29 protein-coding genes and 2 pseudogenes are annotated in these 26,690 nt (G+C 63.2%); 19 read left to right on the forward strand and 12 right to left on the reverse strand.

Going from position 1 to position 26,690, the window contains the following annotated elements; genetic code table 11:
* Positions 1-21: 21 nt before the first annotated feature.
* The gene (locus ACP7DE_RS05600; RefSeq protein ID WP_426071149.1) at positions 22-393 is read right to left on the reverse strand and encodes a gamma-glutamylcyclotransferase family protein; all 372 of its coding nucleotides are present in this window, start codon (positions 391-393) and stop codon (positions 22-24) included.
* Positions 394-587: 194 nt separating this feature from the next.
* On the opposite strand from ACP7DE_RS05600, the gene ACP7DE_RS05605 reads away from it, so the two are divergent.
* The 3 genes and pseudogenes from ACP7DE_RS05605 (at position 588) to ACP7DE_RS05615 (ending at position 2,852) form a co-directional block, all read left to right on the forward strand.
* Positions 588-1,193 carry a TetR/AcrR family transcriptional regulator gene (locus ACP7DE_RS05605; RefSeq protein ID WP_426071150.1) on the forward strand — a complete coding sequence of 202 codons (606 nt, stop codon included), beginning with the start codon at positions 588-590 and terminating at the stop codon, positions 1,191-1,193.
* A gap of 103 nt (positions 1,194-1,296) precedes the next feature.
* Positions 1,297-1,716 (forward strand): annotated as a pseudogene (locus ACP7DE_RS05610) (SDR family NAD(P)-dependent oxidoreductase); the annotation flags it as partial.
* Positions 1,717-1,844: 128 nt separating this feature from the next.
* Positions 1,845-2,852, forward strand: a complete 1,008-nt coding sequence (locus tag ACP7DE_RS05615) for an NADP-dependent oxidoreductase (protein ID WP_426071151.1) — start codon at positions 1,845-1,847, stop codon at positions 2,850-2,852.
* 1 nt (position 2,853) lies between these two features.
* Here the strand turns inward: ACP7DE_RS05615 and ACP7DE_RS05620 are convergent, their stop codons facing one another.
* On the reverse strand, positions 2,854-3,618 hold the full coding sequence (locus tag ACP7DE_RS05620) for a LytR/AlgR family response regulator transcription factor (protein WP_426071152.1): 765 nt from the start codon (positions 3,616-3,618) through the stop codon (positions 2,854-2,856).
* 2 nt (positions 3,619-3,620) lie between these two features.
* Entirely contained in the window at positions 3,621-4,694 is a 1,074-nt protein-coding gene (locus tag ACP7DE_RS05625) for a sensor histidine kinase (protein ID WP_426071153.1), read from the reverse strand.
* A 138-nt stretch (positions 4,695-4,832) separates the two neighbouring features.
* Between ACP7DE_RS05625 and ACP7DE_RS05630 the strand changes: the two genes are divergently transcribed.
* A complete protein-coding gene (locus ACP7DE_RS05630; protein ID WP_426071154.1) occupies positions 4,833-5,672 on the forward strand; it encodes a DUF2306 domain-containing protein in 840 nt (279 codons plus the stop codon).
* A 19-nt stretch (positions 5,673-5,691) separates the two neighbouring features.
* Here the strand turns inward: ACP7DE_RS05630 and ACP7DE_RS05635 are convergent, their stop codons facing one another.
* Positions 5,692-7,197 carry an anion permease gene (locus tag ACP7DE_RS05635; protein WP_426071155.1) on the reverse strand — a complete coding sequence of 502 codons (1,506 nt, stop codon included), beginning with the start codon at positions 7,195-7,197 and terminating at the stop codon, positions 5,692-5,694.
* 260 nt (positions 7,198-7,457) lie between these two features.
* Between ACP7DE_RS05635 and ACP7DE_RS05640 the strand changes: the two are divergent.
* Positions 7,458-8,606, forward strand: a pseudogene (locus ACP7DE_RS05640) (acyltransferase family protein).
* A gap of 233 nt (positions 8,607-8,839) precedes the next feature.
* Entirely contained in the window at positions 8,840-9,613 is a 774-nt protein-coding gene (locus ACP7DE_RS05645; protein ID WP_426071156.1) for a ferredoxin--NADP reductase, read from the forward strand.
* Between the two features lie 73 nt (positions 9,614-9,686).
* On the opposite strand, the gene ACP7DE_RS05650 is transcribed toward ACP7DE_RS05645, so the two are convergent.
* Positions 9,687-11,345, reverse strand: coding sequence for a phosphoethanolamine transferase (locus ACP7DE_RS05650; protein WP_426071157.1), 1,659 nt, complete (start codon positions 11,343-11,345; stop codon positions 9,687-9,689).
* Between the two features lie 200 nt (positions 11,346-11,545).
* Here ACP7DE_RS05650 and ACP7DE_RS05655 point away from each other — a divergent pair, with 200 nt between their 5' ends.
* Positions 11,546-12,145 carry a type 1 glutamine amidotransferase family protein gene (locus ACP7DE_RS05655; protein WP_426071158.1) on the forward strand — a complete coding sequence of 200 codons (600 nt, stop codon included), beginning with the start codon at positions 11,546-11,548 and terminating at the stop codon, positions 12,143-12,145.
* Here the strand turns inward: ACP7DE_RS05655 and ACP7DE_RS05660 are convergent.
* The 3 genes from ACP7DE_RS05660 to ACP7DE_RS05670 all read right to left on the reverse strand — a co-directional run bounded on the left by ACP7DE_RS05660 (position 12,142) and on the right by ACP7DE_RS05670 (position 14,411).
* Positions 12,142-13,620, reverse strand: coding sequence for a serine hydrolase (locus tag ACP7DE_RS05660; protein ID WP_426071159.1), 1,479 nt, complete (start codon positions 13,618-13,620; stop codon positions 12,142-12,144). The genes ACP7DE_RS05655 and ACP7DE_RS05660 overlap by 4 nt on opposite strands.
* An 85-nt stretch (positions 13,621-13,705) precedes the next feature.
* A complete protein-coding gene (locus tag ACP7DE_RS05665; protein ID WP_426071160.1) occupies positions 13,706-14,035 on the reverse strand; it encodes an immunity protein Imm33 domain-containing protein in 330 nt (109 codons plus the stop codon).
* A 7-nt stretch (positions 14,036-14,042) separates the two neighbouring features.
* Positions 14,043-14,411: a hypothetical protein gene (locus ACP7DE_RS05670; protein WP_426071161.1), complete on the reverse strand. Its 369-nt coding sequence runs from the start codon at positions 14,409-14,411 to the stop codon at positions 14,043-14,045.
* Between the two features lie 133 nt (positions 14,412-14,544).
* On the opposite strand from ACP7DE_RS05670, the gene ACP7DE_RS05675 reads away from it, so the two are divergent.
* The 3 genes from ACP7DE_RS05675 (at position 14,545) to ACP7DE_RS05685 (ending at position 15,911) form a co-directional block, all read left to right on the forward strand.
* On the forward strand, positions 14,545-14,946 hold the full coding sequence (locus tag ACP7DE_RS05675) for a GFA family protein (RefSeq protein ID WP_426071162.1): 402 nt from the start codon (positions 14,545-14,547) through the stop codon (positions 14,944-14,946).
* Between the two features lie 208 nt (positions 14,947-15,154).
* Positions 15,155-15,481 (forward strand): hypothetical protein, encoded by a 327-nt coding sequence (locus tag ACP7DE_RS05680; RefSeq protein WP_426071163.1) that lies wholly within the window; start codon positions 15,155-15,157, stop codon positions 15,479-15,481.
* Positions 15,482-15,662: 181 nt separating this feature from the next.
* Positions 15,663-15,911 (forward strand): DUF3297 family protein, encoded by a 249-nt coding sequence (locus tag ACP7DE_RS05685; protein WP_010398340.1) that lies wholly within the window; start codon positions 15,663-15,665, stop codon positions 15,909-15,911.
* 79 nt (positions 15,912-15,990) lie between these two features.
* On the opposite strand, the gene ACP7DE_RS05690 is transcribed toward ACP7DE_RS05685, so the two are convergent.
* From ACP7DE_RS05690 to ACP7DE_RS05705, 4 genes are all read right to left on the reverse strand, one after another.
* Entirely contained in the window at positions 15,991-16,656 is a 666-nt protein-coding gene (locus ACP7DE_RS05690) for a hypothetical protein (protein ID WP_426071164.1), read from the reverse strand.
* Positions 16,653-17,513, reverse strand: coding sequence for a hypothetical protein (locus tag ACP7DE_RS05695; protein ID WP_426071165.1), 861 nt, complete (start codon positions 17,511-17,513; stop codon positions 16,653-16,655). Before ACP7DE_RS05695 ends, ACP7DE_RS05690 begins: the two co-directional genes overlap by 4 nt.
* 81 nt (positions 17,514-17,594) lie before the next feature.
* Entirely contained in the window at positions 17,595-18,431 is an 837-nt protein-coding gene (locus ACP7DE_RS05700) for a glutaminyl-peptide cyclotransferase (RefSeq protein WP_426071166.1), read from the reverse strand.
* 26 nt (positions 18,432-18,457) lie between these two features.
* Complete coding sequence (locus ACP7DE_RS05705; RefSeq protein ID WP_426071167.1) at positions 18,458-19,366, reverse strand: LysR substrate-binding domain-containing protein; 909 nt, start codon at positions 19,364-19,366, stop codon at positions 18,458-18,460.
* 104 nt (positions 19,367-19,470) lie between these two features.
* On the opposite strand from ACP7DE_RS05705, the gene ACP7DE_RS05710 reads away from it, so the two are divergent.
* The 9 genes from ACP7DE_RS05710 (at position 19,471) to ACP7DE_RS05750 (ending at position 26,683) form a co-directional block, all read left to right on the forward strand.
* Complete coding sequence (locus tag ACP7DE_RS05710) at positions 19,471-19,944, forward strand: CidA/LrgA family protein (protein ID WP_426071168.1); 474 nt, start codon at positions 19,471-19,473, stop codon at positions 19,942-19,944.
* Complete coding sequence (locus tag ACP7DE_RS05715) at positions 19,941-20,630, forward strand: LrgB family protein (RefSeq protein ID WP_426071169.1); 690 nt, start codon at positions 19,941-19,943, stop codon at positions 20,628-20,630. The genes ACP7DE_RS05710 and ACP7DE_RS05715 overlap by 4 nt, the downstream gene beginning before the upstream one ends.
* Before the next feature lie 64 nt (positions 20,631-20,694).
* The gene (gene mnmH, locus ACP7DE_RS05720) at positions 20,695-21,786 is read left to right on the forward strand and encodes a tRNA 2-selenouridine(34) synthase MnmH (protein ID WP_426071170.1); all 1,092 of its coding nucleotides are present in this window, start codon (positions 20,695-20,697) and stop codon (positions 21,784-21,786) included.
* Positions 21,787-21,831: 45 nt separating this feature from the next.
* Positions 21,832-22,887, forward strand: a complete 1,056-nt coding sequence (gene selD / locus ACP7DE_RS05725) for a selenide, water dikinase SelD (RefSeq protein ID WP_426071171.1) — start codon at positions 21,832-21,834, stop codon at positions 22,885-22,887.
* A 26-nt stretch (positions 22,888-22,913) separates the two neighbouring features.
* Positions 22,914-23,792: a putative selenate ABC transporter substrate-binding protein gene (locus tag ACP7DE_RS05730; RefSeq protein WP_426071172.1), complete on the forward strand. Its 879-nt coding sequence runs from the start codon at positions 22,914-22,916 to the stop codon at positions 23,790-23,792.
* 55 nt (positions 23,793-23,847) lie between these two features.
* On the forward strand, positions 23,848-24,660 hold the full coding sequence (locus ACP7DE_RS05735; protein WP_426071173.1) for a phosphonate ABC transporter ATP-binding protein: 813 nt from the start codon (positions 23,848-23,850) through the stop codon (positions 24,658-24,660).
* Positions 24,661-24,677: 17 nt separating this feature from the next.
* Positions 24,678-25,490 (forward strand): PhnE/PtxC family ABC transporter permease, encoded by an 813-nt coding sequence (locus tag ACP7DE_RS05740; protein WP_426071370.1) that lies wholly within the window; start codon positions 24,678-24,680, stop codon positions 25,488-25,490.
* Positions 25,487-26,287, forward strand: coding sequence for a phosphonate ABC transporter, permease protein PhnE (gene phnE / locus ACP7DE_RS05745; RefSeq protein WP_426071174.1), 801 nt, complete (start codon positions 25,487-25,489; stop codon positions 26,285-26,287). Before ACP7DE_RS05740 ends, phnE begins: the two co-directional genes overlap by 4 nt.
* Before the next feature lie 30 nt (positions 26,288-26,317).
* Positions 26,318-26,683, forward strand: a complete 366-nt coding sequence (locus ACP7DE_RS05750; RefSeq protein WP_426071175.1) for a hypothetical protein — start codon at positions 26,318-26,320, stop codon at positions 26,681-26,683.
* Positions 26,684-26,690 lie beyond the last annotated feature (7 nt).

Below are 26,690 nucleotides of genomic sequence, written 5' to 3' on the forward strand. Positions count from 1 at the left end.
AAGCGGCGCCGGAACCAGCGGTCACGGCGCCGCATCGCGCGCATCCACATACGCCCAGGCCTGCATGCCTGACTTCAAGGTGACGCGCTCGCGCCGGTAAGCGGCTACCTCGTAGCCATCCGCCTGGCGCAATTCCGCAAGCGAGATGGCCAGCACGGCGCCCGGCACGCAAGCCGTTGGCTCGCCGCTGCGCGAGGCGATCGGATGGTGCGTCTTGCCGCTGGTCGTCACCACCTGCGCATCATCGATGGCCAGCAGCGCCAGGCGGTAGCCGGGCAATTGGTCGGGCCGGCCGTCCAGCAGGCGCCCGAAGGTGGCCAGCTGCACATCGGCCTGCTGTAAAGTGCCGTAAGAAAACAGCTGTTCTGGCGTTTCCGCTATAAAAGATCTCATTGCCGCTCCTTGTCGTTCCTTGTAGTTCGTTATCGTTCCTTGTCGTTCCTTATTCCAGCTCCCCAGCCAGTCATGAAACCAGTCCATGGCTAACGCGATGGCGCTGAAATCGGGCCATCACATTATTCACCTGCACCGTGGGGCAGGTCAATCGTGTGGCGGCGCACCGCATGCACCATGCTGAAAATTGCGATATGATGACCGTCATGCAGAACTCATCTACCAAGCAAACAATCCAAAGCCGCAAGGAAGCCACCCACGAACGCATCGTCGAGGTGGCCACGCGCGCCATCCGCCGCAGCGGTTATGCAGGCACGGGCGTGGCCGACATCATGAAGGAAGCGGGCCTGACGCACGGCGGCTTTTATGCGCACTTCGCCTCGCGCGACGCGCTGCTGGCCGAAGCGGGCGACCGCGCGGGCGCCGAATCGGTGGCGCTGGCGGCCAGGGTGGCGGCCGCCGCCCCGCCGGGCCAGGCGCTGCAAGCCATGCTGGCGGCGTATCTGTCGCCCGAACACATCGCCGCCATCGAGGTGGGCTGTCCCGTGTCGGCACTGGGTTCGGAAATGCCGCGTCAGGCGCCCGAGGTGCGGCGCGCCGCCACCCTGCACATCAAGGAAATGATCGACCTGTTCGCGCGCCAGTTGCCGAACTGGGGCCAGCCCGAAGCGCACGCGCAAGCCATGGCCATGGTGTGCGCCATGATCGGCACCACCATCCTGGCGCGCGCCGTCGATGAGCCAGCCCTGTCGGATGCGCTGTGTGCAGCCACCCTGGCGCAGTTTCAAACGCCCGGCTAGCCGCACCGCCCGTGACCTTGATCCGTCCCGGGTTTTTTTCAAACAAGGATATGACGATCATCATATACCATATTCCATGCTGTCAATCACTGAAGGAACTGCCATGAAAAACCACAAGATTGCCCTGGTCACCGGCGCCTCGTCCGGCATCGGTGCCGCCACGGCCCAGCGCCTGGTGCAAGCCGGCTATACGGTGTACGGCACCAGCCGCCGCGGTGACCAAGCGGCCGGGCTCGGCTATGCGATGCTGGCGCTCGACGTCACCAGCGATGCCTCGGTGGCGGCGGCCGTCGCTGCCGTCATGCAGGCGGAAGGCAGCATCGACTTGCTGGTGAATAACGCCGGTTTCGGCGTGGCCCCGGCAGGCGCCGAGGAAAGCAGCATTGCCCAGGCGCAAGCCATCTTCGATACGAATTTCTTCGGCGTCGTGCGCATGACGCTGGCCGTGCTGCCGCACATGCGGGCCCAGGGCGGCGGGCGCATCCTCAACATCGGCTCCGTGGTGGGCTTCCTGCCCATGCCGGCCCGCTGGCCGCACGTTTGCGCTTGATGCGCCGTTTCATGCCCGCCGCGCTGCTGGACGCCGGCTTGCGCAAGGACCTGCGACTGGCCTGAACGCCAGCATTTTTTCCAGCCTTCAACGAGAACATCATGCAAGCATTGCAACTCAAACAATACGGCGGCCTCGATCACATCGCGTTTGCCGAACTGCCCCGCCCCGCGCCCGGCCCCGGCGAATTGCTGGTGCAGGTGCATGCCGTGGGACTGAACCCCATCGATTACCTGATTCCCAGGGGCGACTTCAAGCCGATATTGAAACTGCGGCTGCCGGCCACGCTGGGCAGCGACTTGGCCGGCGTCGTCGTGGCCGTGGGCAGCGCCGTCACGCGCTTTCAAGTGGGCGATGCCGTGTATGCGAATGTTTTCGACACGCCATATGGCAGCCTGGCCGAATTTGCCGTCGTGCCCGAGCCTGCGGCCGCCCTCAAGCCGGTCAACCTCGATTTCGTGCAAGCCGCGTCGATTCCCATGGTGGGTTTGACGGCGTGGCAAGCCATGCATGAGCGCATGCAGCTCAAGGCTGGCCAGAAAGTGTTCATTCCGGCAGGTTCCGGCGGCATCGGCACGTTTGCCATCCAGCTGGCCAGACACCTGGGCGCCCGCGTGGGCACCACCACCAGCACGGCAAATGTCGAAGTGGTGCGCGGCCTGGGCGCCGATGAAGTGGTCGACTACAAACAACAGCCGTTCGAACAGGTATTGCGCGATTACGACGCCGTGTTGGGCACGGTGCGTGGCGACGGGCTGGAAAAGGCCTTGTGCATCGTCAAGCCTGGCAGCCAGGTCGTCTCGCTGGTCGGGCCGCCGGACGTCGCTTTCGCCCGCGCGCGCGGCATGAACCTGGTGCTGAAGCTGGTGTTTGCTTTGCTCAGCCGAAAAATCATCGGCCTGGCGAAGCGGCGCGGCGCCGGCTATGCCTTCCACTTCGTGCGCCCCGACGGCGGCCAGCTGGCGCAAATCGCCGGCCTGCTGGAAGCGGGAAGCATCCGCCCTGTGATCGACCGAGTATTTCCTTTTCTTGAGGCAAAACAGGCGCTCGCTTATCTGGCGCAGGGGCGCGCGCGCGGCAAGGTGGTGGTGCAATTGCCCGAAAATTGATTCACATCTGCCGGAAATGCTGCAGATAGCTGCGGCTGACGGGCAAGGTGTCGCTGCTGCCGCGCAAGTGCAGTCGCGCCGTTTCATTCACGCCCCGCGTGACGGCACTGACATACGCCAGGTTGACGATGACGGAACGGTGTGTCTGCACGAAGCGGCCGGGGTCCAGTTGCTCGCCGAGTTCCTTGATGCTGGTGCGTATCAGGGCCTCGCCCTCTTCCCATGCCACCAGTGTGTATTTCTCTTCAGCACGCAGATAGCGCACTTGCTCGACGGGAATCAGACGCACGCTGCTGCCGACAGACGCCTTGATCCATTGCAGCCAGACAGGCGGCGCGGCGCGTAGTCCCAGCCTGCTGGCCAGTTGCTCGAGCACGGCGTCCAGCCCGTTGCCGGCCGCCAGCGGACTGGCGAGCCGCTCTTGCAATCGCTGCACCGTATCGGCCAGGCGGAGCGGGTCGACGGGTTTCACCAGGTAATCGATGGCGCCCTGCTCGAACGCCTGTAATGCGTACTGATCATACGCGGTGACGAACACCAGGTGCGCGCGGCGGGCCAGCGCGCGCGCCGTGGCGATGCCGTCCATGCCCGGCATGCGAATATCGAGAAAGACAATCTCGGGTTGATGCAGCTCAAACAGTTCCAGCGCTTCGACGCCATTGCGCGCATCGCCGATGACGCGCAACCGGGGCCACAAGCTGGCCAGATGGCTGCGCAGGCGCTCGCGCAGCAGCGGTTCGTCGTCGGCGATCAGGGCGGTCGTCATGGTCAATGCGTGTCTCCAGGAAGGATGAAATGCAGCTCGGCGCGCACGCCCTGCGGCGCGACGGCATGCAGTTCGAGGCGGGCGCTGCGGCCATACATGGCCAGCAGGCGGCTGCGCACATTGTTCAGGCCGGTGCCCGGCTGCGCCGTCTCCGCCATGCCCACGCCCGTGTCGCTGACCCAGACGCGCACCTTGCCGCTGGCAGGCTCCACTTCGGTGCCCACGTCGATGCGCCCGCCTGCCACGCCGGGATCGATGCCATGGCGTACGGCGTTTTCCACCAGTGTCAGCAGCGCCATCGGCGGAAAGCGCAAGGTGGCCGCCTGCACGCAGCCGGCGACGGAAAATTGCAGGCGGTCCGGCATGCGCATCTGCATCAGCGCAAGGTAGGCGCGCACCAGTTGCAGTTCCTGCTCCAGGGTGGCGGCCCCGTCGTTCAGGCGCGGCATGGCGGCGCGCAGATAGGCGATCAGCTGGCGCAGCACGGGCCCCGCCTGCGGCGCGCCGGTCGCCACCAGCGCTTCCACATTGGCCAGGGTGTTGAACAGGAAATGCGGCTCGATCCGCGCCTGCAACAGGCGCAGGCGCGCGTCCAGCAATTCGCGCTCCAAAGAACTGTTGACCAGCTCAGCCTGCAGGCGGTCGGCCCGTTCGCGCTCGCGCCGTTCGCTGCGCATGGCCAGCAGGGAAAACGACACGCCAAAGACGATGGCCAGAAACACCATCAGGAAGTGGCCGACGAGGGTTTGCGTTTGCGCAAGGTAGCTAAAGAACTGGCTGCGCTGCGTGGCCAGTGCCGTCACGAAGGCGGCCACGGGCGCCATCAGCACCACGGCGCCCACTCTTGCCGCCGCCAGGGGCAGCCAGCGCGGACGCAGGGCACCTGCCGCCGAATACGCCAGCAGCAAGGCGGCACCGATAAAACCGATACGCCCGAACACGCCCAGGTAAGAAGTCCCGCTGAGCAGGTGTAGCAGCCACGACAGCGACAAGGTGAAGACCGTCACGACGAGCGCCTGCCGCGCGCTGGGCAGAAGCGCGACGTAGCGGCGGGTGGTGGCGGGCGCAGATGTCATGGCATCACGATACCCGCGATACGCCCGCCGTTCAAGCCCTGAAAACCGCCGTTCGTCGCACCGGCGGCGCCTGTTCGCGCCCACTTGGGAAGCACGCGCCTATCTTGATGGCTGCACAACACTGTCAGGAGACACGCCATGCCATCCGCACAATCCGCCGCCGGCCAGCGCCTGGCGCCATCACACATCGGCGCCGCCACGGCGCTGTCCGCCGCCGCGACCTTCTGGTTCGCGGCCACCGTCATCGGCCAGCTGGTGTTTGCCGCCTACATCGTGGCCCTGTACGGCGGGCATGGCATACGCGGCAACTTCCAGGGCTGGAACGCGGTCATGTCGCACGGCCACGTGCCCGGCGATGGCGTGGGCAACCTGGCCACCGGCATCCACCTGCTGCTGGCGGCCGTCATCATGCTGGGCGGCGCCCTGCAACTGCTGCCCCAGCTGCGCCGCATCGCTCCGCGCGCGCACCGCTGGAACGGGCGCGTGTACCTGGCCGGCGCCGTGCTGGCCGCGTTGTCAGGCATCTACATGTTGTGGTGGCGCGGCGCCGTCGGCGACGTGGTGCAGCACATCGGCATCAGCCTCAATGCCGTGCTGGTGCTGCTGTTCGCGGGCATGACTCTGCGCCGCGCCTTGCAGCGCGATATTGCCGCGCACCGGCGCTGGGCGCTGCGGCTGTTCCTGGCCGTCAGCGGCGTATGGTTCTTTCGTGTCGGCCTGATGTTCTGGCTGGCCGTCAATGGCGGCCCGGCCGGTTTCGACCCAGGCAGCTTCACGGGAGCTTTCCTGAGTTTTCTTGCCTACGCGCAGTATCTGTTGCCGCTGGCCGTGCTGGAGGGCTATTTGCGCAGCCGCGATAGCGGCAGCGCGCCGGCCCGCTGGACGATGGCGGCGCTGCTGTCGCTACTGACAGTGGCAATGGGCGTGGGCATCGCCGTCGCCAGCATGGGCATGTGGTTGCCGCGCATGCATGGCTGAGACGAGCTGACGCACAGCCTTACCAGTAACCGAGCAATTTCCACCAGGTCGTGCCGACAACGGCAAAGATCAGCAATTCCACCACGCACATGATGAAGCCGACGCGCCACCAGTTGCCCATCGTCACGAAGCCGCTGCCAAAGATGATGGGCGAGGTGCCTGTCGCGTAGTGCGTCAGGGTCATCATGATGGCCGAGCCGGCTGTCATCATCAACATGAATGGCACGTGGTATTCGGCCGGGATCAGGTGCAGGCCCACCGTCAGGAAGGCCAGCAACATGGCGCTGATGTGGGCCGTCGTGCTGGCAAAGAAGTAATGCGAGAAGACGAACACCAGCACCAGGACGGCGGCTATCGGCAGCCAGTCCATGCCGCTGGCGACGATGGCGGCTTTCATGCCGCCCGAGAACCAGGCGATCACGCCCGTCTTGTTCAACTGCTCGGCCATCATGACCAGCGCGCCGAACCACACGAGGGTGTCCCAGGCGCTCTTTTCCGACAGCACGTCGTCCCAATCGATGGTGCCCGTGATAATCAACACGAACAAGCCGACAAAGGCCACCACCGTCGCATCGAGCGAAAACGTGGGACCGAACAGCATGGCGGGTACGTTCGCCCACAGCAACAGCAGCAAGGCAAAGGTGCCCAGCATGACTTTTTCCGATGGTGACAGCGGGCCCATGCTTTTCAATTCCGCCTTGGCGTAGGTGACGGCGTCCGGCGTGGCTTTCAATTCCGGCGGCGACAGCCAGTAGATGATCAAAGGCATCACCAGCAGGCAGACCAGGCCCGGCAGCAGCATGCACAGGGCCCAGGTGGTCCATGTCAGGTGGAAACTCTGGCCGCTGGCCTTGGCCACGAAATCGACCACCAGCGGATTGGGCGCCGTGGCCGTCAGGAACATGGCCGAGGTGATGGGGTTGGCGTGGTAATTGACGAGGGCCAGATACGTGCCCACCTTCCCTTCCGTGCCCTTGGCAGGGTCCGAATCGAAGGCGTTGGCGATCGATTTCATGACGGGATGGACGATGCCGCCACCACGTGCTGTGTTACTCGGCGTAAATGGCGCCAGCACCAGTTCGCAAATCGCCAGGCCGTAGCCGATGCCCATGGTGCGTTTGCCCAGCAGGGAAATGAACAGCAGGCCGATGCGGCTGCCCAGCCCCGTCTTTTTCAGGCCCCGCGAAATCAGGATCGCCACGACGATCAGCCAGATCAAAGGATTCGAGAAACTGCTGAGCGCATCCGTGATGGCGCCCTTGGACGAGGTCGACGTCACTTGCGACAATGATACGATGACGATGGCCATCATGGCCATCACGCCGATCGGCATGACTTTTAAGATGATCGCCAGGATGGTGGTGAGGAAAATCGCCACCAGGCCCCAGGCCTTGGGCGTCAAGCCGTCCGGCGCCGGCAGCAATAGCATGCTCACCAGCAAGGCCGTGCAAATCAGGGCGGGGACGAGGCGGAATGGGACGGCTTCCTTGAAATGCAGGAACATGTCGCGCACTGTTTTATACATCTTTATTACCTTTCGCTGTAGGTCAGGCATCCTGGCGGTCGGAATCGTGCACGCCGATTCATGGGCCGGAAGGCACAAGTAGCGCGCCCGCAAGATGATAGATGCCCAACCATTCTGTTCGGCAATATCATACACGCAAGACTTCCCTGTCCTCGCCCTGTTGCCGCTTTCGACACCGACTATCTGCATAATCGTTGACCGGCAAGCGACACATGTCGCATCCTGCCCCTATAAGTTGCCATAAATGACAAGGAACCACAGTGAATAATACCCGCAACCGCCATATCGACGCCCTGCGCGGCGCGGCCATCCTGTGCGTGCTGGTGCTGCACTTCGCGCTGGCCTATGGCTTGAAGAACAGCCCGCTCTCGGCCTTGCCGGGATGGCTTCTGGGCGCCGCCTATCAGGGCAATTACGGCGTGACCATGTTCTTCGTTATTTCCGGCTACCTGATCACCTCGACCTCGCTACGCCGGTGGGGCGACCTGGCGCGCATCGACCTGGCGGCGTTTTATGCATACCGCATCGCCCGCCTGCTACCGTCTCTGCTGCTGGCCCTGTCCCTCATCGTACTGCTGGGCGTGCTTGACGTGCCCTTCTTTGCCAATTCGGACGGCGGCAAGGACTTGCCAGCCAGCTATTTCTTCATCGCCATCGCTTCCATACTGACCTTCTGGCACAACGTGCTGATGTAAAGCGCCGGCTATTTCAATTACTGCCTGAACGTGTACTGGTCGCTATCGGTCGAGGAAATGTTTTATCTGCTGCTGCCGCTGTCGTGCCGCTTCCTGCGCCAGCGCCAGGCGATCATGCTGCTGTGTGGCACTGCCATCGTGGCCGGCCCCGTCTATCGCAGCCTGCACGCGGACAACGAAATCTATTTCATGTATGGCTATGTCGCCTGTTTCGACGCCATCGCCATCGGCTGCCTGACGGCCCTGCTGACACAACATTGGCAGCCGGGCACGCGTGCCGGGCAACGCTTGCGCTGGGTAGCGGGCTTGGCCCTGGCGGCCCTGTATGTGCGCGGCATCGGCGGCCATGAAGTCTTCGGCTTCAGCGCGATCGCGCTGGCCAGCGCCGCCTTCATCGTGGGCGCCACGGCGGGCCAGGCAGCCGGCCAGAGCCGCCCCGGTCCGCTGCAATGGCTGGGACGGCACAGCTATGAGCTGTACTTGTTCCATATCATCGTGCTGGCCGCCATGCGCAATGTGGTCGACAAGGCGGGCCTGGGTTACGCGGAGCGCCTGCCGTGGCTGGCGCTTTTCCTGGCCGCAACGGCGCTGGCGGCCACCCTCGTCGCCCGCACCGTGTCCGAACCGGCGAATACCGCCCTGCGCCGGCGCTTCCGGGGCGTCGTTGCGGCCGCGCCTGCACGCACTGGCGACAGCCCTGGAGCGGCGCCTTGAAAAAGTGAGCCAGGTCAAGAGAGCGCATGCCCACAGCCCGTTTCCGGGCAAATACCAGCCCTAACTTGCCATCCGCACTATAATGTCGGCACCGCATGCGGCAGCGATGGCGGCGATAGACGGTAACAATTTCGTGTGGACGCCAGTACAATAGCGTCTGGGCCTACACAGGGTTTCACTTTTGCCAGCAGTTGCCAGCAACTAACCATTTTTTTGACCAGCCAACAAACACTATGAGTTCGATGAATGAAGAGCGCGTATTAAGCGTGCACCACTGGACGGATACCCTGTTCTCCTTTACCACCACGCGCGACCCGTCGCTGCGTTTCTCGAATGGCCATTTCACCATGATCGGCCTGCGCGTCGATGGCAAGCCCTTGCTGCGCGCCTACAGTATCGCCAGCGCCAATTACGAAGAGCACCTGGAATTTTTCAGCATCAAGGTACCGGGTGGCCCCCTGACATCGCGTTTGCAACACTTGCAAGTGGGCGACACCGTCATCGTCGGCCGCAAGCCGACGGGCACCCTGGTGTCCGACTACCTGCTGCCAGGCAAGCGCCTGTACATGCTGTCGACGGGCACGGGCCTGGCGCCGTTCCTCAGCATCGTGCGCGATCCGGACATCTACGAGCGCTTCGACCAGCTGATCCTCGTGCATGGCGTGCGCCAGGTCGATGAACTGGCCTACCGCGAGCTGCTGGAAGAGCACCTGCCGAAGCATGAATTCCTGGGCGAAATGGTCAGCGACAAGCTGCGCTACTACCCGACCGTCACGCGCGAAGACTTCCGCAACATGGGCCGCATCACGGCACTGATCGAAAGCGGCAAGCTGGCCGAAGACCTGGGCTTGCCGGCGCTGAACCCGGCCGAAGACCGCGTCATGATCTGCGGCAGCTCGGACATGCTGCGCGACCTGAAAGACATGCTCGAAGAGCGTGGCTTCAAGGAAGGCAATACCTCGACGCCTGGCGACTTCGTTGTCGAGCGCGCGTTCGCCGAGAAGTAATCGGCAAGTCATCCGCAACACAACAGGGGCCCGGCCCCGCCGCTTTCCGCGGCGGCGCCGGGCCTCTTGCATGTCAGCTGGCGCCAGGTGCGCGGACCAGCACGGGCGTGCCGCGCTGGTATTGCAAGCCATTCATGAAGCGTTGCACGGGCTGAAAGGCGCTACTGAGGATATCGTCATGCGCCGCGTAATAACGCGTCTCGATCTTCAGCAAGCCCAGCACGGTCGCATCAAGCTTGTCCGTCTGATACGGCCGGCTTTCCAGCGCAGCGCGCGCGGCTGTCGATTGCGGCGCTTGCTGCTTGTTCCAGATCAACATGGGAATTTCATAGCCGCTCTTGTCCGACGCGGAATGGCCCGCGTGATTGCGGCTGTAACCGACTTCCTGCCCATGGTCGGAGACAAACAGCAGCGAGGCGGCGCGCCCGCCCTTGGCTTGGTCGGCCATGCCGATCAAGGTGCCCAGCACATAATCGCCATAGCGGATGGCGTTATCGTATTCATCGCGCCGGTTGCGTATCCAGCTTGACCTGCCCTGGCTGGCCATGTGCGCGCTGACAGCGTCCTGCGTCTGGTCGAAATGCGCAAAATGGCTGGGATAGCGCATGTCATAGCTTGGATGGGCGCCCAGCAGGTGCACCACGATCAGCTTTTTCGGTGCGCTATCGGCCAGTGCACGGGCGAACGGCGGCAACAGATTGCCGTCAAAATTATTTTCGCCACGTCCCGTACCGTAGTTGATGAAATCGCTTTCATCCGCCTCGCCCGCCAACAGTCCTATCCAGCCGTCGTTGCGCGTCTGGTTCGAGACCCAGAACGTCTTGTAGCCGGCCGCCTCGGCCAGCATCAGCAGGTTGGGCTTGGCCATCCACGCATCGGGGTTGCCGATATCGGCCGGCGTGAGCATGGTCATCATCGATTCCACCGTGCTGGACGCGGGCGAAATCACATCATTGAACACCAGCAGCTTGGAACGCATGGCATCGAGCCGGGGCGTGGTGGCGCGCGGGTAACCATACAGCGACATGGAGGCGCGGTTGGTACTCTCGCCGATCACCAAGATGACGGTGCGGGCATCCTCGCCCGCATAGCGAACATGCCACTCGCGCGGCGCGGCCATGGCCGCCGTCAACGCATGTTGCATGGATTTCATCGCTTCCAGCTGCGCACTGTACTGCTGGTAGCGCAGCGGCCAGAACAGGGCCGGATTTTCGCGCCGCATGGTGGTATTGACGTGCAGCAGCACGAGAAAGACGGCCATGGTGGCGGCAAAGCTTTTTTGCAGCAGGCCCGGCGCCGCACTGTCGCGCGCCGCTTGCCAGCGCAGCAACTGGCGGTCGGCCAGCAGCAGCGCCGCCGTCACGAGTACAAACCAGCCCGCCGATTGCGCCAGGGCAATGCTGTTGTGCAGGAAAAACTCTCCCGTTTCGGCTTGATCTGTCGCAAACATGGCCTGTAAAACCGCATTCGGATTCGGCCGCATGCCAAAATAGCCACGCAAAAACCCTTTGATGGCGGCGTCGAGGTAAAACACGGGCACCACCACGCGCAGCAGCACAGTGACGGCGCTGGCGTTGCGGCCCCAGGCGTGCAGCACGCCGCCAACGCCCAGCAGGAACGCCGCCAGCAAGACGCACAATTTCAGGCATTCGTTCGCGCTTAATTGATCGAAGAGGAAGAAAAGCAGCAGGCCAGCAATGCTGAACAGGACACGGCAAAACAGAATCAGCATGGAGGCGACAGGTAAAAGGCTATCAAGGGGGACAGGCCCGTGCGGACGGGCCAGCGATTGTAGCGCAGCCTGTTGCAACTTGTACCATCATTTCTCGTGCGCTCCTGACAGAAATTGTCAGTCCTTTTTATTATGCTTTCGGCACCAGCAGGCGAACCAGCCTGTACTATCGATATCTCCACCTGCGACAGGACTTTTCCATGACACGTGCCATCACCATATTGACCGAGAACTTTGCCGATTGGGAAACCGCCCTGATCAACTCCACGGCGCGCCTGTATTACGGTTTTTATACGCAGTTCGCCACGCCGGGCGGCCTGCCCGTCACCTCGTCGGGCGGCATGCAGGTCACGCCGCAACTGGCGCTGGAAGCCATTTCACTCGATGAACTCGACTTGCTCATGGTGTGTGGCGGCAGCCACTGGCAAAGCGGCAAGGCGCCCGACCTGGGGCCCCTGCTGCGCGCCGCCCGCGACAAGGGCGTGGTGCTGGCCGGCATTTGCGATGGCACCCGCGTGCTGGCGCAGGCGGGCGTGCTCGACAACGTGCGCCACACCTCCAATGCCGCCGATAACCTGACGGATGTCGGCTATGCGGGCGCCGCCCTGTACCAGGATGTGCCCTGGGCCGTGGCCGACCAGCGCATCATCACGGCGCCAGGCACCGCGCCCGTCACCTTCACGCAAGAAGTCTTGCGCGCCCTGGGCATACACGACGAGAATCTGGCCGCTTACCTGGCCTTGCATGGGGCCGAGCACGGCAAGGCTGCGGCAGCCCAGGCAGCCCAGGCAGCCCGTTAGTCGGCGGCCAGCACGCGCAAGCGCGCCACGGCGTGCGTGTTGCCCGGGTCCAGTTGCAGCGAACGGCGGTAATGCATGACGGCCAGCGCCGTGTCACCATCCGCCTCATACGCTTCGGCCAGGCTGTCGTGGCCATTCGCCCCTTGCGGGTAGAGTTGCACGCCTAGCTGGAAAACGGCGACCGCCTGCTTCGGCTGCTGCCGGCGCAGCAGGCGGTAGCCCCAGGCATTCAAGTCGTCTTCGGTCGGCTCAGACAGCCCATGCTGGCGCCGGATGGCCGCCAGTTTCTTGTCCAGCCCGTCATAGCCCGCGCTGGCCGCGGCGTTGCGCAGCAGGTGCGCGGCATACGCGCCGCCGCGCTGCTGGCGCAGGGCGGGAATGTAAAAGCCGGCGACGGTATCGATCAGCTGTTCCGGCTGGCCGCCGGCCAGGTTGCTGAGGATAATGACGGCCAGGCCATCGTCCGGATACACATAGAAGGCTGAGCGGGCGCCGCCGATGCCGGCCACGGCGCGGTGACCATCACGGCCGATGGTGGGCCAGCCCAGCGCCCACGGCGCCGGCTTGCCGTCGTTCAAGCTGCTCGGCTGCCACAGCCGTGCCACGCTGGCGGGCGCCAGCAAGCGTCCCGACTGCAGCGCGATGAGCCAGTTCGCCAGTTCACCCGCATTGCTATTGATGCCGGCCCCGGCGCGCATGAATACGGGGAAATCCTCGATCACGTTGCCGTAACCGTTGCCGCCCCTGTTCAGCACGTAGGAACTAGCCTTGCCCACCACCACGTCCTTCGCATCGCCAAAGCCGCTGTGTCGCATGCCCGTCACGTCAAACTGCTGACGCTGGATGAAGGAGACAAAGGGCTGGCCGCTTTGCCGCTCGATCAATTGCGCCAGCAACACGTAATTGGTCTGGTTGTAGCGGAAGCGCTGGCCTGGCCGGGCTTCCACCGCCAGCGCCTGCACGGCTTTCCACGCCGCATCGGCGTCGTCCGGCTGCGGCCCCACCAGCTTGCCGCTGCGCTGGTCCAGCACATCGGGCAAGCCCGAAGTATGGTTGAGCAGCTGGGTCACCGTCACGGCTTGCCAGGCTGAAGGCAAGCCCGTCAGATACTGGCCGATGGGCGCCGCCAGATCGATCTTGCCCTGTTGCACCAGTTGCATCACGGCCACGCCCGTAAACGCTTTCGTCGCCGAATTGATGGAGAACAGGCTGGCGTCCGTCACCGGCACCTGGTATTGCAGGCTGGCCAGGCCGAAATTGCGCGCCAGCACAACCTTGCCACGCTGTATCACCGCCAGCTGCAATCCTGGAATCTGGCGCTCCTGCATTTCGCTGCGCACAAAGGCGGCGATGTCCTGTTCCGCGAGCAATGCCTGCGGCCCGCTGGCGGGAGCGGCAGTGGTGGCGGCGGTAACGGAAGAGGCAACGGCGGCAAGCGCCATGACCAGCAGGACAGACGGGAGGTGTGGCTTCAAGATGCGGCTTTCGACACAAGAAAACGGAACAGCAGCATCCCATACCTATTTATCAACGTCAACGATAATCTTGCCGGTTAGAAAGTTACTCTTCCAGCCACACGTCTTCATATCCTTCCCGGTCGAGAATAAATTTGGCGCCGCTGGGCAAGGCCAGGTAATCGACCACTTGCGGCAGCATCTCGTGCAGGTGCTCCGCATGCAGGGGCTGGTAAAAGCCGCTGGCATCGTCGTGCTCGCCGCAGTGGATGAACCAGCTGATGCTGCCGTTTTCCGGCAGCACGATGCGCGTGCCGTAGATGGGCGATTGGTCGAGGCTGCCGATGGCCAGGGCCACCATGGGCTCGGGCGCCTGCGCCGGCAAGCCGAATTTGTCGCAGATGCGCTGTTGTGTTTCGCTGATCGGTTCAGTCATGCTGCTCTCAGGATCCGATGTATTGGTAATGCAGGCGCAGCGCGCCATCGTGGCCGGACATTTCCAGGTGCAAGGTCGCTTCGCCCGGCTTGCCATCGGCCAGCAACAGGCATTCCATGCCCAGCGGTCCGGCGTCGGTCGCATACACATCGACGGCAGGACGGCCACCCTTGCCCGGCACAAAGGCCTGCGCCAGCGGCGCCAGCGACAGCGCCTGGTCTGCCGAAAAATAGCTGTCGAGCATCTCGACGATCTCCTCGGCCACGTCCGGCGACAGGGACCAGTCGCGTTGCAGCGCAACAGGATCGCGCCGGTCGAGCGTGTGCACGAAGGCTGCCGCCTGCGCATACGCCTGTTGCCGCAAGCTGTCAGTCATGCTCATTTCCATACTACAACTCCTGTCCCGTCCATTCAACAGCCGTCATTATAGGGCGTGACCTGGTGGATGCCACACTCTCGCCATGCCGACAGTTGCATGACAGTCCGGCAACCCTGTAAAGTGGGTCACGATGAAAAAAACCTACCATGGCAGTTGCCACTGCGGTGCCGTGCGCTTCGCAGCCGAGATCGACCTGGCGGCCCCCAGCCTGCGCTGCAACTGTTCGTTCTGTCTGAAAGTGCGCTGCTGGGCCAGTCTGGTGTCCCCCTCGGACTTCCGCCTGCTGCTTGGCAAGGGGGACTTGAGCGAATACCGTTTCGGCGCCGGCCGCGAACGCCACTATTTTTGCCGCCATTGCGGCGTGCGCCCGTTTGGCCACGGTGATTCTGCACGTAGCGGTCCGTTTATCGGCATCAGCGTCAGTTGCCTCGATGATGCGTCGGTGGCTGAACTGGCCCAGGTACCAGTCACCTTTATCGATGGCTGGCATGACGAGTGGGACACGCCGCCGCAGGAAACACGGCATCTGTAAAAATGCATTGTAGAAATGGTTGTTACGCACCACGGAGTTTTCCTACGTGGCGACAGGGAGTGTCCCTATGGTTAAGCCAACATCCGGCAGCGAAAATGGCCTCCACGCTGCTGCACCTCGCCAGAGTCCTGGCAAGAGCATCCTTCATCCATCCTCACGCCATCCGTGGTGCGGATGATGGCGCAGACTAACCATAGGAGTAACGATCATGACTTCCAACAGCAACGACAAAAGCGCTAAGCAGTCGAACAAACAGCAATCGGGCAACCAACAGTCGGACAAACAACAGTCGGACAAGTCGTCCGGCACCCGCCAATCATCCGCTGGCAGCCAGGGCGGCAAACAGGAGCAGCATGTCGAGGCGGGCCGCCAAAGCCACAAGAATGACGGCGACAAGCAATCCGCTTCGCAACAAATGGGGCTAGGCAGGACTGCCAGCGAACAAGCGGGTTCCGGTGCCGGTTCGCGTGGCGGCGCGCATGAGCAGCATGTGGAAACAGGACGTCAAAGCCACAAGAATGATGACAAATCCTGATTGCCGGGTCGTGTGATTGCCGGCAAATCTGCCGGGACTCCGCTACAGCATGGGCCGCTGCGGCAGTGCCGTGCCGGCCCATGGATATCCTAGGGCCAGGCCCGCCATTGCATGAACGGCCCGACGGCTGACGTGCGAAAGGCCGTTGTCTGGATCCGCATTCTGGGCGATAATTACGCCCATGAACGATACCACCACCTTACCCCCATTGCCCGATCGCTTGTCGATCGACCCTAGCAGCCCTTACCACGTTGCAGCCGTGTTCGAGAACGACGTCGGCATCCGCTTCAACGACAAGGAACGTCTTGACGTGGAAGAATATTGCATCAGCGAACGCTGGATCAAGGTCGCTTCCACCAAGTCACTTGACCGCCGCGGTCGTCCGCTGCAGATCAAGCTGAAGGGCAAAGTCGAAGCGTTTTACCGCTAAGCAACACCTACAGCTGGCATCGAGGCCGATTTCCATCGGCCTTTTTTAGGTCTGCAGGTATTGCTCAGCCGCGTACCGATCAAGCGGCCGGCGGCGGCTGGAAGGCGCAAAAGCCCGGCCACTGGTCGCGGCTGTCACACACTTTCAGGCAGCCTTTATTATCGTTGAAGGCGGCGCTGACCTGGATGGGAAAGCCGTATTTGGGCGTAATGGCATTGAAAGCGGAGGGACAGCTTTTTTCGTTGCTGAAACGGAAAGTGATCTCTTCGCGCCGGCCCTTGCGCTCAAAGCTCAGCATGAAGGTTTCATTGCTATTCCACTGCGCCTTGCCCGGCACGCGGAAGCGGTAGCGTGGGCTGCCCGGCTGCTGGCCACCAACTTGGCGAGCATCAACTTGCTGGCCGAAGACGCGGCTGCTGGCCGTGGCCGTCTCGACCTTGGCAACCGGATACACCACTGCAAACATGTAAGTGCCGGCGAAACCCTGGTCGAAACCGAGCCCTTTCTGGTAAAACGGCACGACGATATGCGGCGCGCCCGAATATTCCACGCTATTGTGGGACGTCATGCGCGACGTCAGCTTGTCATCGGGCGTTTGTGCAAAGACCACATCCAGTTCCAGCAGGGCCTGGCTCTTGTCGATGTCTTGCGCCAGATAATCCTTGGGGAATATTTCGCCATGCACGCAGCCGGCCAGGACGGCTGCAGCAAGGCAGGCGCCGATGATGGTGTAGTGTTGTTTCATGGCTGTTTCACCTCCGGCGGCGCGGAAGCGAGGCCCAGCCCCGTCACCTGCCAGCCGTTCTTGCCTTGTTTCCATTGAAATTGCTGGCCAAACCAGGCCAGTTCCAGCTCGCGCTGGATGCGGTTCGAATCCGTGCGGCCCTGGCCCGCCTTGATGGCGACGCGCGCCTGCTCGGAAGCCAAGGCCGAGAGGGGTTTCAGCCAGCGTTGATAGCTGTCGGGCGGCAAAGCCAGCACGCCGGCCACGCCGTCGTCGCGCGTGGCAACGATGACTTGCAGCGTGGTCAGCTTCCTGGCGAGATAGGCGCCGCGCTGGCGGTCGGGCGAGACGGAGACCAGCATGGCGGGCGCGTAATCGCCCGTGACGGTACCCGGCACGTCAAACCACAGCAGTTCGCCCGTGCCCGTGTCGAGCGCGCGGCCGTCGCGGGCAAACAGCAGTACCTCGCTGCGGCCCGGCAGCGGCACGCCCCATTCGGGGTCGCGCTCCGTGCGTACCATGCTGTCGCGCTGCATGGGACTGATGGGACGCATCAGCGGTTCGCCATTTTGCACGCCGATGAGGATGGTGCCCTGGCCCGTATAGCCCTTGGTGAACGCCAGCAACATGGGCTGGCCTTCGCGCGTGGCCTTGATGGGGCGCACTTCCACCACTTCGCGCGCGCCGCCGGGCCAATAGCCGTGCTGGCGGAAAGACAAGGTGACGAGCGGGTCGTGACGGTCGTTCGTGACGACGAAGTCGCCATACTGTTTGCTTACCGGCACATACGGCGTTTGCGCCTGCGCGGCGGGCACGATGGCGGCAGCCAGGCTGGCAGCCGCCGCCAGACGACGCGGGGAAAAAGAAAGGGACAGCATGGCATCCTGTAAAGGTCGCATTGGGCGAAGGACTAGCATCATAGACGATTCATTGTCAGCAACACTGTCCGGTAGGATGCATCAATGGCGCTGGATTTCGATCAGCTCGATCTCGAACAGCTTCGGCCACAGCTTGCCCGTGACAAACAAACGCTTGCCGCGCGCATCCCAGGCGATGCCGTTGAGCACAGCGTCGGGATTGGCCGTGCCCCGCTGCCCCGGTGGCAGCAAGCCCGTCAGGTCGATCCAGCCCACGACCTTGCCGCTGGCCGGATCGATGCGGGCGATCACGTCCGCACCCCACACATTGGCATACAGCTCGCCATCGACCATTTCCAGTTCATTCAGGCGCTCGATGGGACGGCCTTCCGCCTTCACCTCGACGCGGCGCACCTCGGCCAGGGTTTTCGGATGCAGCACGCGGATGGCGGAAGTGCCATCGCTCATGTAGACGAATTTACCATCGCTGGCCAGGCCCCAGCCTTCGCCCTGGTAGCTGAAGGTGCGTTTCAATTTGAAGGTTTTCTGGTCGAACACATAGCCGGTCTGCGAAATCCACGTCAGGCCCAGGATCTCATCGCCCACGTCCGTGATACCTTCGCCGAAGACCTTTTTATCGAGCATGCTTTTCTGCAGTATCTTGCCCGTCGTCAATTCCACCTTGCGCAGCGAGGACTGGCCGTTCTGGCCCGTGCTTTCATATAAATGGCCATCCTTGAACAGCAAGCCCTGGGTAAAAGCCTGCGGATCGTGCGGATATGCATTCTTGACGAAATAGCCATATACGGGTAGCGCGGCCTGGGCGTAGCCCATTTCGCTCATCAGGCCCACGCTGCATAACAATCCCAGCAGCAGCGAGCCGGCGGTGTGCTTGAGTCTGGCATTGGCGTTGGCGTTGGCGTTGGCGTTGATGTTCATCTGCTCGGGCGGAAGTTGGTGTACGCCTATTGTAAACGTGCCGCGTCCGCCATGCGCGCCCTGACAAGGTCCAGCCAGGCGCGCGCGGCGAAGGACAACCGCCCGCCGCGGCGCCAGGCCAGCATCAGATTCCATTCCACGGGCGGACCGGCGAGGGGAATGACGGCAAACTGCGCTGAATCGAGCGTGTCGCAATACATCTTCGGCAGCAGGCAGATGCCCACGCCCAGCCGCACCAGCGAGGCAATGAAATCCCACTGGCCGCTGCGGCCCGTGATGCGCGGCGCAAAACCGGCCCGCTGGCAGGCATCCTGCACGATGTCATTCAGGGCAAACGCGGCGCCATAGAAAATGAAGGGGCTGTCGGCCAGCTCGGCCAGGGCCACCGAAGAGCGTCCCTGCCACGGCGAGCCGGGCGCGGCCAGCAGGCACAGCGGCGAACGCACGAGAGGCAAAGCCTCGAAATCCTGCCAGGTGGCCGCATTGCCCGGATAGTCGAGCATGGTGCCCAGTTCCACCGTGCCGGTGCGCAGGTCGCGTTCGATGGCTTGCGTGCCGCTTTCGTACATCTTCAGCTCGATGCCCGGATAGCGCTGGTGGTAGTCGGCCAGCCATGGCGCCAGCGTGGAATGCGTCTGCGGCGATACACCCACGCGCAGCTCACCCCGTTCCAGCTCTTGCAGGTCGCGCAATTCCACCTTCAGTTCCGCGTGCAGGGCCAGCAGCTCATGCGCGCGCGACAGCACCACCTTGCCCGCATCCGTGAGGGTAAAGCGCTTGCCGGCGCGGTCCAGCAAGGCCAGGTCCAGAGACTGTTCCAGCTGTTGGACCATCTTGCTGACGGTGGGTTGCGTCACATGCAGCTTGGCGGCCGCGCGCGTAAAACTGTTTTGCTCGACCACTTCGACGAAGTAGCGCAAGGAGCGGATATCCATAATGCATTCCAATATCGAATGATAATCATAATTTTAAGTCATTTTATCTTTTGATGTGGGGTCACTACAATGAAAACTTCCCCCCAGCCGTTTGAAAGCCCGCCGTGAAAGCACCAGCCTTACAGCATTCCCTCCATCCCGCCGCCGCCCTGCCATCCGCCCCCGTCTGGCGCCAGCCCGCGCAGACCGCGTGGCAAGTGGGCGTACTGATTGCCGCCTGGTGGCTGGCCGATGCGGCCGCTTCCGCTCTGCACTTGCCGTTTTCCGGCGGCGTGGTGGGACTGTTCGTGCTGGTGGCCCTGCTGCTGTCCGGCGGGGTGCGACCGTCCGCCATCGAATTGGGCGCGAACTGGCTGCTAGCCAACATGCTGCTGTTCTTTATTCCGCTGGTCGTGTCCGTGGTGCAATTTACGCAACTGTTGAAGGCGCAGGGTGTGATGCTGTTCGTGAATATCGGCCTGGGCTTTGCCAGCGTGATGCTGGCCACGGCCTTCACCGTGGAATGGGTGTGCCGTTATGAACGCTGGTTGCGCCTGCAAAAACTCGTGCGCCAGCGTACAGCCAGGGCGGCAGCATGAGCACCCTGGTCCTGTCCCTGCTGTTCCTGCTGCTGACCCTGGTGCTGTTCTATGCCAACCAGGCCGTGCACCGCCGCCATCCGCATTTTCTGCTCACGCCCGCCATCTGCACCTCGGCGATATTGATCGTCATCGTGCAGGCGACCTCGACGCCGTTCGCCACGTACTTCGGCGAAACGCGCTGGCTGCCGTGGCTGCTGGGGCCGGCTACCATCGCCTTCGCGCTGCCCATCTTCCAGGAACGCAAACTGATCCGCAAACACTGGCTGGCCTTGTCGCTGGGCAGCTGCGCCGGCATCGTGGCATCGGTCGCCGCCACCCTGCTGCTGGACCGGCTGCTGGGCGTGCACGGCGACATGGCGCGCAGCCTGCTGGCCCGTTCGGTATCGACACCGTTCGCGCTGGAAGCGTCGCGCCATATGGGCGGCTCGGCCCAGCTGACGGGCATCTTCGTTGTCATGACGGGCTTGTTCGGCTTGATGCTGGGCAAGCCACTGCTGAAACTGCTGCCCTTGCGCATGCGCATCGCCCGTGGCGCACCGTATGGCGCGGCCGCACACGGCTTTGGCCTGTCCGTCGCGCGCCGGGTCGGCACGGAAGAAGGTGCCGTAGCCAGCCTGACGATGATTTTCTCGGGCATCGTGACGGTCCTGCTGGCGCCGCTGCTGGGCAAGCTGTTAGGCTAGTCCCACGGCACGAGCCTTTATCGGGGATAATACGTCTTTCCCCATTCCAAGCAGCCGCGCCACGATGAAATACCCTGCAGTCCTGCCTTTCAGCGACATCCTGCCCCGCTTGCACGAGTTCGATGCCATCATCGACGTGCGCAGCCCGTCCGAGTTCGCGGAAGACCACTTGCCGGGCGCCATCAACCTGCCCGTGCTGGACGACGAGCAGCGCGTGCGCGTGGGTACTTTATACAAGCAGACCAGCGCCTTCGAGGCGAAAAAACTGGGCGCGGCGCTGGTGGCGAAAAATATCGCGCGGCATATCGAAGAGGGTTTGCTCGCTCATCCGCATTCCTGGTCCCCGCTCGTCTACTGCTGGCGCGGCGGCAACCGCAGCGGCGCCATGGCGCACATCCTGGCGCGCATCGGCTGGCCCGTCACGCAACTCGACGGCGGCTACAAGGATTACCGGCGCCATGTGAACGCCGAACTGGCCACCCTGCCCGAACGCTTCGACTTCATCAACGTGCTGTGCGGCCCCACGGGCAGCGGCAAGAGCCGCTTGCTGCAAGTGCTGGACCGCCAAGGCGCGCAAGTGATCGACCTGGAAGACTTGGCGGCGCACCGCGGCTCCGTGCTGGGCGGCTTGCCGGACGCGGACCAGCCCTCGCAAAAGGCGTTTGAAAGCGCGCTGTGGCAGCAATTGCGCCATTTCGACCCGCAGCTGCCCGTATTCATCGAGTCCGAAAGCAAGAAAGTGGGCCGTTTGCGCGTGCCCGATGCGCTGATGGAAAAGATGCGCGCAGCCGCTTGCACAGACGTGCAGCTGGCCACGGAGCAGCGCGTGCAATTGCTGATGGACGATTACGCCCATTACGTGGGCGATGCGGCGCGCCTGAACGTGCAGTTGGCTCTGCTGACGCAGCTGCATGGCCGCGAGAAAATTGCCCACTGGCAGCAGTTGGCCACCTCGGGCCGCATGCACGAGCTGGTGGAAGCGTTGCTGGTGCAGCATTACGACCCCGTCTACCGGCAATCGATCGCCCGCAACTTCAGCCGCTACGCGCAGGCGACGCCGCTGGTCTTGCCCGATATTTCAGAACATGCCTTTGAGCAAGCCGCGCGCGCATTATGTGCTATCGTCGGCGAACCCCGTACCGCAAGCGCCGCGTGAACGCTGGCGCAGCTTCCAATGACCTTTTTGAGCAGGATGACGACCATGTCCGATAGCGTTGCACCCCCCATCCGATTGACCGAATTTGCCCATGGCGGCGGCTGCGGCTGCAAAATTGCGCCCGGCGTGCTGGCCGACATATTAAAAGGCAGCGGCGGCTTTCCCCTGCCGAAGGAGTTGCTGGTCGGCATAGAAACCTCCGATGACGCGGCCGTCTACCAGCTCAACGACGAGCAGGCGCTGATCGCCACCACGGACTTCTTCATGCCCATCGTTGACGATCCGTTCGACTTTGGCCGCATCGCCGCCACCAACGCCATTTCCGACGTGTACGCCATGGGCGGCACGCCCATCATGGCCCTGGCACTGGTGGGCATGCCGATCAACAAGCTGCCGGTGGAAACCATCGGCCTCATATTAAAGGGCGGCGAAACCATCTGCGCCCAGGCCGGCATCCCCATCGCGGGCGGCCACACCATCGATTCCGTCGAGCCAATCTACGGCTTGGTCGTGCTGGGCCTGGTCCACCCCTCGCAGGTGAAGCGCAACGCTGGCGCGCGCGCCGGCGATAAACTGGTATTGGGTAAGCCTATCGGAGTCGGCATCTTGTCGGCCGCGCTGAAGAAAAATGCGCTGGACGCGGCTGGCTACGCTTCGCTGATCGATAACACCACCAAATTGAATACCCCGGGCAAGAAACTGGCCCTGCTGGACGGCGTGCATGCGCTGACGGATGTGACGGGCTTCGGCTTGCTGGGTCACACCCTGGAACTGGCGCGCGGCGCCAAGTTGCAGGCGCGCATCGCCATGGGTGCCGTGCCGCTGCTGCCGCAAGTGCAGCAACTGGCGCAGAACGGCAACATCACGGGCGCCTCCGGCCGCAACTGGCAAGGTTACGGCGCGCAAGTGGCGCTGGACGAGAGCCTGAGCGCCATCGACAAGGCGATCTTGACGGACCCGCAGACGGCCGGCCCCCTGCTGGTGGCTTGCGCGCCGGAAGCCGTCGAGCAAGTGCTGGCGATTTTCCGTGCCGAAGGCTTTGGCGACGCCGTCGTCATCGGCGAGATGCAGGATGGCAGTACCGGGGTTTCCGTATATTAATGAACAATTTTTTTAAAGGTAGTCCCATGACCACGTTCTCCAACTCATTGAACAAGTTCCCCGCCATCCTGGCCACCGTCGCCGCCACCCTGGCCATCCACAGCGGCCTGGCGCAGGCGCAGCAAGTGTTGCGCGTATCCGCCATCCCCGACGAAGCGCCGACGGAATTGCAGCGCAAGTTCAAGCCGCTGGGCAGTTACCTGGAGAAAAAGCTGGGCATGAAGGTGGAATTTACGCCCGTCACCGATTACGCCGCCTCCGTGGAAGGCTTGATCAATAACAAGCTCGACATGGTCTGGTTCGGCGGTTTTACTTTCGTGCAAGCCAACGTGCGCAGCGGCGGCAAGATCGTGCCCCTGGTGCAGCGCGAAGAAGACACGAAATTCCGTTCCGTGTTCGTGACCACCAGCAAGGACATCAATCAGCTATCCGACCTGAAAGGCAAGAATTTCACCTTCGGTTCGGAATCGTCGACGTCCGGCCATTTGATGCCGCGCTACTACTTGCTGGCCGCCAAGATCAACCCGGACACGGACATGAAGCGCATCGCGTTTTCCGGCGCGCATGACGCCACTGTGGCGGCCGTGGCCGGCGGCAAAGTCGATGCGGGCACCCTGAACATTTCCGTGTGGGAAAAACTGCTCGAAGCGAAAAAGGTCGATCCAAGCAAGGTACGCGTGTTCTACACGACGCCCGGCTACTACGATTACAACTGGAGCGTGCGCGCCGACATGAATCCCGTCGTGCGCAAGAAGCTGATAGACGCTTTCCTGGCGCTGGATCCTGCCACGCCGGAAGGCAAGGAAATCCTCGAGCTGCAACGCGCCACCAGATTCATCCCGACCAAGGCCGAGAACTACAAGGATATCGAAGCGGCCGCGCGCGATGCCGGTTTGCTGAAGTAAAGCCAACCAATCCGCTGGCCGGCGGCACGCTGGCCAGCACATTCCCCATTCTCGCATGACATTTCAACTTCACAAGGTCAGCGTCCACCACGCGGGCGCCGCCAGCAATGCGCTGGCCCTGCGCGACCTCGACCTGAACGTGGCCCAAGGTGAACAAATCGCCGTGATCGGCCCTTCCGGCGCCGGCAAGACCAGCTTGCTGCACACGCTGGCCTGCGCGCTGCGCCCCGAGTCCGGCACCTTGAGCATCCTTGGCACTTCTCCGTGGCGGATCGGCAGCACCGGGCGCCACGCCTTGCGCGCGCGCCTGTTCCTGGCGCCGCAAACGCCGCCGCTGCCGCCGCGCCAGCGGGTCGTCAACGCCGTGCTGGCGGGCCGCTTGCCGCAATGGAGTTTGTGGACGGCCATCCGTTCGCTGCTGGCGCCCGTCGACCCGCGCGCCGCGTGGGAAGCCCTGGGCAAATTCAAGCTGCAAGACAAATTGTATGCCAGGGTCGACCGCCTGTCCGGCGGCGAACGCCAGCGCTGCGGCATGGCCCGTGCGCTGGTGTCGAATGCGGAATTGTTCCTCGTCGACGAACCGCTGTCCGCGCTCGACCCCACACTCGCTTTGCAGACGATCAATGTGCTGCAGGCCGAAGCCACAGCGCGCAACGCCACCCTGATCTGCAGCCTGCACCAGGTGGAAATCGCCCGCGCCTGCTTTACGCGCATCGTCGCCTTGCGCGATGGCAAGATCGTCTTCGACTTGCCTGGCGCCGAGGTCAGCGACGCCATGATAGAGCAACTGTACCGCAACAAGGCCGATCCGGCGCCGCAATTCGAGGCCGTGGAAATGAACCTGGACGCCGCGAGGCCCCTTTGTTGAAGAGTGCCGATGCCGCCATGCCGCGTGATCCCGCCTGGCGCGGCCGCCTGACCATCGCTGCCATCGTGCTGCTCGTGCTGTGGCCGATGCTGGTGCAAGCCGAATTCAAGCCGTGGATTTTATTCGATGCGCAAAGCCTGGCCGCCACCTGGCAATTCCTTGCCAGCTTCGTGCCACCCGCTCACTCGCTGGAATTCCTGCAACTGGTGGTAATTTCCAGCTGGGAAACCATCGCCATGGCCACGGCCGGCATGGCGCTGGCCATGCTGGGCGCCATTCCCCTGACCCTGCTGGTGACGGAGCGACTGTCGATTTCGCGCATCGGCAGCGGCACAGTGTCGCCCCTGGCCGCCGCCGTGCGCCACGCCGTGCGTGCCGTGCTGGTGCTGCTGCGCAGCGTGCCGGAACTGGTCTGGGCATTATTGCTGGTGCGCATAGTCGGCCTGGGACCGACGGCGGGTGTGATCGCCATCGCCCTCACGTATTGCGGCATGCTGGGCAAGGTGTATGCGGAAATCCTCGAATCATCGGACGCTGCCGCCTGCAACGCCCTGCTCCACAATGGCAGCGGCCGCTTGAAAGCCTTGCTGTATGGCGCCCTGCCCGAATCGGCTGCCGAACTGGTGTCGTACACGATTTACCGCTGGGAATGCGCGATCCGCGGCTCCGTCGTCATGGGTTTTGTAGGCGCGGGCGGTTTGGGCCAGCGCATGGATGAATCGATGAAAATGATGGCAGGCAATGAGCTGGCCACCATGCTGATGGTCTTCGTGCTGCTGGTGGCGGGCGCCGATGCGGTCTCGGCCATGCTGCGCAGGAGGCTGGCATGAAGCAAGAATCAACTTTGCTGCCCATGCCTGCCCCGGTGCGTTGGTCGACCTGGGCCTTGCTAGCTGGTTTATTGCTGCTGGTCATCGCCAGCTTTGCCACCCTGCCCTTGAAATGGGGCGAGTTCTTCAGTGCCGACGCCGTGCGCACCAGCGCCGATTTCCTGCACGGCTTCGCGCCGCCGGAACTGGCCAGCCCCTTCCTCATGCGAGTCGGCGTGGCCACCTTCGAGACGCTGGCCATGTCGGCCATCGGCACGCTGATTGCCGCTCTCCTGGGTGCGCTGCTGGCCCTGCCCGCCAGCGGCCGTTTTGGCACCTTGGCGCGCAATGCCACACGCGCAATCCTGAACGTGCTGCGCTCGATTCCCGAGCTGGTGTGGGCCTCGATTTTGCTGATCGCCGCCGGCCTGGGTCCGTTTGCGGGCACCCTGGCGCTGGCGCTGCATACGGTGGGCGTGCTGGGCCGATTGTTTGCCGATGCCTTCGAGAATTGCCCGCCCTTGCCTGCCGCCACCTTGCGCATCAATGGCGCGCACCCCGCCGTGGCTTTCCTGTACGCCACCTTGCCGCAGTGCAGCCCGCAAATGATGTCCTACACGTTGTACCGCTGGGAAAACAATATCCGCGCCGCCGCCATCCTCGGCGTAGTGGGTGCGGGCGGCCTGGGGCAGATGCTGAAATACCATCTGTCGCTATTCCAGATGCAGGCCGCCGCCACCGTCATCATCGCCATGCTGCTGATGGTGGCCGCCGTCGATGCGCTCAGCTATGTGCTGCGCCGCGCCATGACCAAATAAGCTGGCTAACTTTTATCAAGGAATTCACGCATGGCAGGCTGGTGGACTATTATCTCGACAGAAACACCGGAACAGATGGCCGACCTGGCCAAGGTCAATAAAGACGCCATCCTGGCCACCTGGGAAGCGGGCTTGGGCGGCCTGGGCTGGATCACGCAACGGTGCCAGCAAGGCAAGGCGACCCAGCTGACCTGCAACGGCTTTCCAAACCGCTACACGGCGCTGGCATCCGATCTGACGCCCCTCCTGTTCACCGGCATCGCCGAGGCGCAGGAAGGCGTTTTCCAGGAAGACCGCCCCGCCGGCTGGCCCGGCAGCATCACGCTGCACCAAGAGCGCATCGCCGCTTGTCAGCCTGGGCAGGTATTGACGGTCGAGGTGTGGGACCAGTCCTGAGCGGAAA

Source organism: Janthinobacterium sp. DSP2-3-3, assembly GCF_049897325.1.
Lineage (GTDB): Bacteria > Pseudomonadota > Gammaproteobacteria > Burkholderiales > Burkholderiaceae_D > Janthinobacterium.

Excerpts from the sequence above, each read along its gene's own strand:
- ACP7DE_RS05600 (WP_426071149.1), bottom strand. The coding sequence starts at position 393 with ATGAGATCTTTTATAGCGGAAACGCCAGAACAGCTGTTTTCTTACGGC.
- ACP7DE_RS05605 (WP_426071150.1), top strand. The coding sequence starts at position 588 with ATGATGACCGTCATGCAGAACTCATCTACCAAGCAAACAATCCAAAGC.
- ACP7DE_RS05615 (WP_426071151.1), top strand. The coding sequence starts at position 1,845 with ATGCAAGCATTGCAACTCAAACAATACGGCGGCCTCGATCACATCGCG.
- ACP7DE_RS05620 (WP_426071152.1), bottom strand. The coding sequence starts at position 3,618 with ATGACGACCGCCCTGATCGCCGACGACGAACCGCTGCTGCGCGAGCGC.
- ACP7DE_RS05625 (WP_426071153.1), bottom strand. The coding sequence starts at position 4,694 with ATGACATCTGCGCCCGCCACCACCCGCCGCTACGTCGCGCTTCTGCCC.
- ACP7DE_RS05630 (WP_426071154.1), top strand. The coding sequence starts at position 4,833 with ATGCCATCCGCACAATCCGCCGCCGGCCAGCGCCTGGCGCCATCACAC.
- ACP7DE_RS05635 (WP_426071155.1), bottom strand. The coding sequence starts at position 7,197 with ATGTATAAAACAGTGCGCGACATGTTCCTGCATTTCAAGGAAGCCGTC.
- ACP7DE_RS05645 (WP_426071156.1), top strand. The coding sequence starts at position 8,840 with ATGAGTTCGATGAATGAAGAGCGCGTATTAAGCGTGCACCACTGGACG.
- ACP7DE_RS05650 (WP_426071157.1), bottom strand. The coding sequence starts at position 11,345 with ATGCTGATTCTGTTTTGCCGTGTCCTGTTCAGCATTGCTGGCCTGCTG.
- ACP7DE_RS05655 (WP_426071158.1), top strand. The coding sequence starts at position 11,546 with ATGACACGTGCCATCACCATATTGACCGAGAACTTTGCCGATTGGGAA.
- ACP7DE_RS05665 (WP_426071160.1), bottom strand. The coding sequence starts at position 14,035 with ATGACTGAACCGATCAGCGAAACACAACAGCGCATCTGCGACAAATTC.
- ACP7DE_RS05670 (WP_426071161.1), bottom strand. The coding sequence starts at position 14,411 with ATGACTGACAGCTTGCGGCAACAGGCGTATGCGCAGGCGGCAGCCTTC.
- ACP7DE_RS05675 (WP_426071162.1), top strand. The coding sequence starts at position 14,545 with ATGAAAAAAACCTACCATGGCAGTTGCCACTGCGGTGCCGTGCGCTTC.
- ACP7DE_RS05680 (WP_426071163.1), top strand. The coding sequence starts at position 15,155 with ATGACTTCCAACAGCAACGACAAAAGCGCTAAGCAGTCGAACAAACAG.
- ACP7DE_RS05685 (WP_010398340.1), top strand. The coding sequence starts at position 15,663 with ATGAACGATACCACCACCTTACCCCCATTGCCCGATCGCTTGTCGATC.
- ACP7DE_RS05690 (WP_426071164.1), bottom strand. The coding sequence starts at position 16,656 with ATGAAACAACACTACACCATCATCGGCGCCTGCCTTGCTGCAGCCGTC.
- ACP7DE_RS05695 (WP_426071165.1), bottom strand. The coding sequence starts at position 17,513 with ATGCTGTCCCTTTCTTTTTCCCCGCGTCGTCTGGCGGCGGCTGCCAGC.
- ACP7DE_RS05700 (WP_426071166.1), bottom strand. The coding sequence starts at position 18,431 with ATGAACATCAACGCCAACGCCAACGCCAACGCCAATGCCAGACTCAAG.
- ACP7DE_RS05705 (WP_426071167.1), bottom strand. The coding sequence starts at position 19,366 with ATGGATATCCGCTCCTTGCGCTACTTCGTCGAAGTGGTCGAGCAAAAC.
- ACP7DE_RS05715 (WP_426071169.1), top strand. The coding sequence starts at position 19,941 with ATGAGCACCCTGGTCCTGTCCCTGCTGTTCCTGCTGCTGACCCTGGTG.
- mnmH (WP_426071170.1), top strand. The coding sequence starts at position 20,695 with ATGAAATACCCTGCAGTCCTGCCTTTCAGCGACATCCTGCCCCGCTTG.
- selD (WP_426071171.1), top strand. The coding sequence starts at position 21,832 with ATGTCCGATAGCGTTGCACCCCCCATCCGATTGACCGAATTTGCCCAT.
- ACP7DE_RS05730 (WP_426071172.1), top strand. The coding sequence starts at position 22,914 with ATGACCACGTTCTCCAACTCATTGAACAAGTTCCCCGCCATCCTGGCC.
- ACP7DE_RS05735 (WP_426071173.1), top strand. The coding sequence starts at position 23,848 with ATGACATTTCAACTTCACAAGGTCAGCGTCCACCACGCGGGCGCCGCC.
- ACP7DE_RS05740 (WP_426071370.1), top strand. The coding sequence starts at position 24,678 with ATGCCGCGTGATCCCGCCTGGCGCGGCCGCCTGACCATCGCTGCCATC.
- phnE (WP_426071174.1), top strand. The coding sequence starts at position 25,487 with ATGAAGCAAGAATCAACTTTGCTGCCCATGCCTGCCCCGGTGCGTTGG.
- ACP7DE_RS05750 (WP_426071175.1), top strand. The coding sequence starts at position 26,318 with ATGGCAGGCTGGTGGACTATTATCTCGACAGAAACACCGGAACAGATG.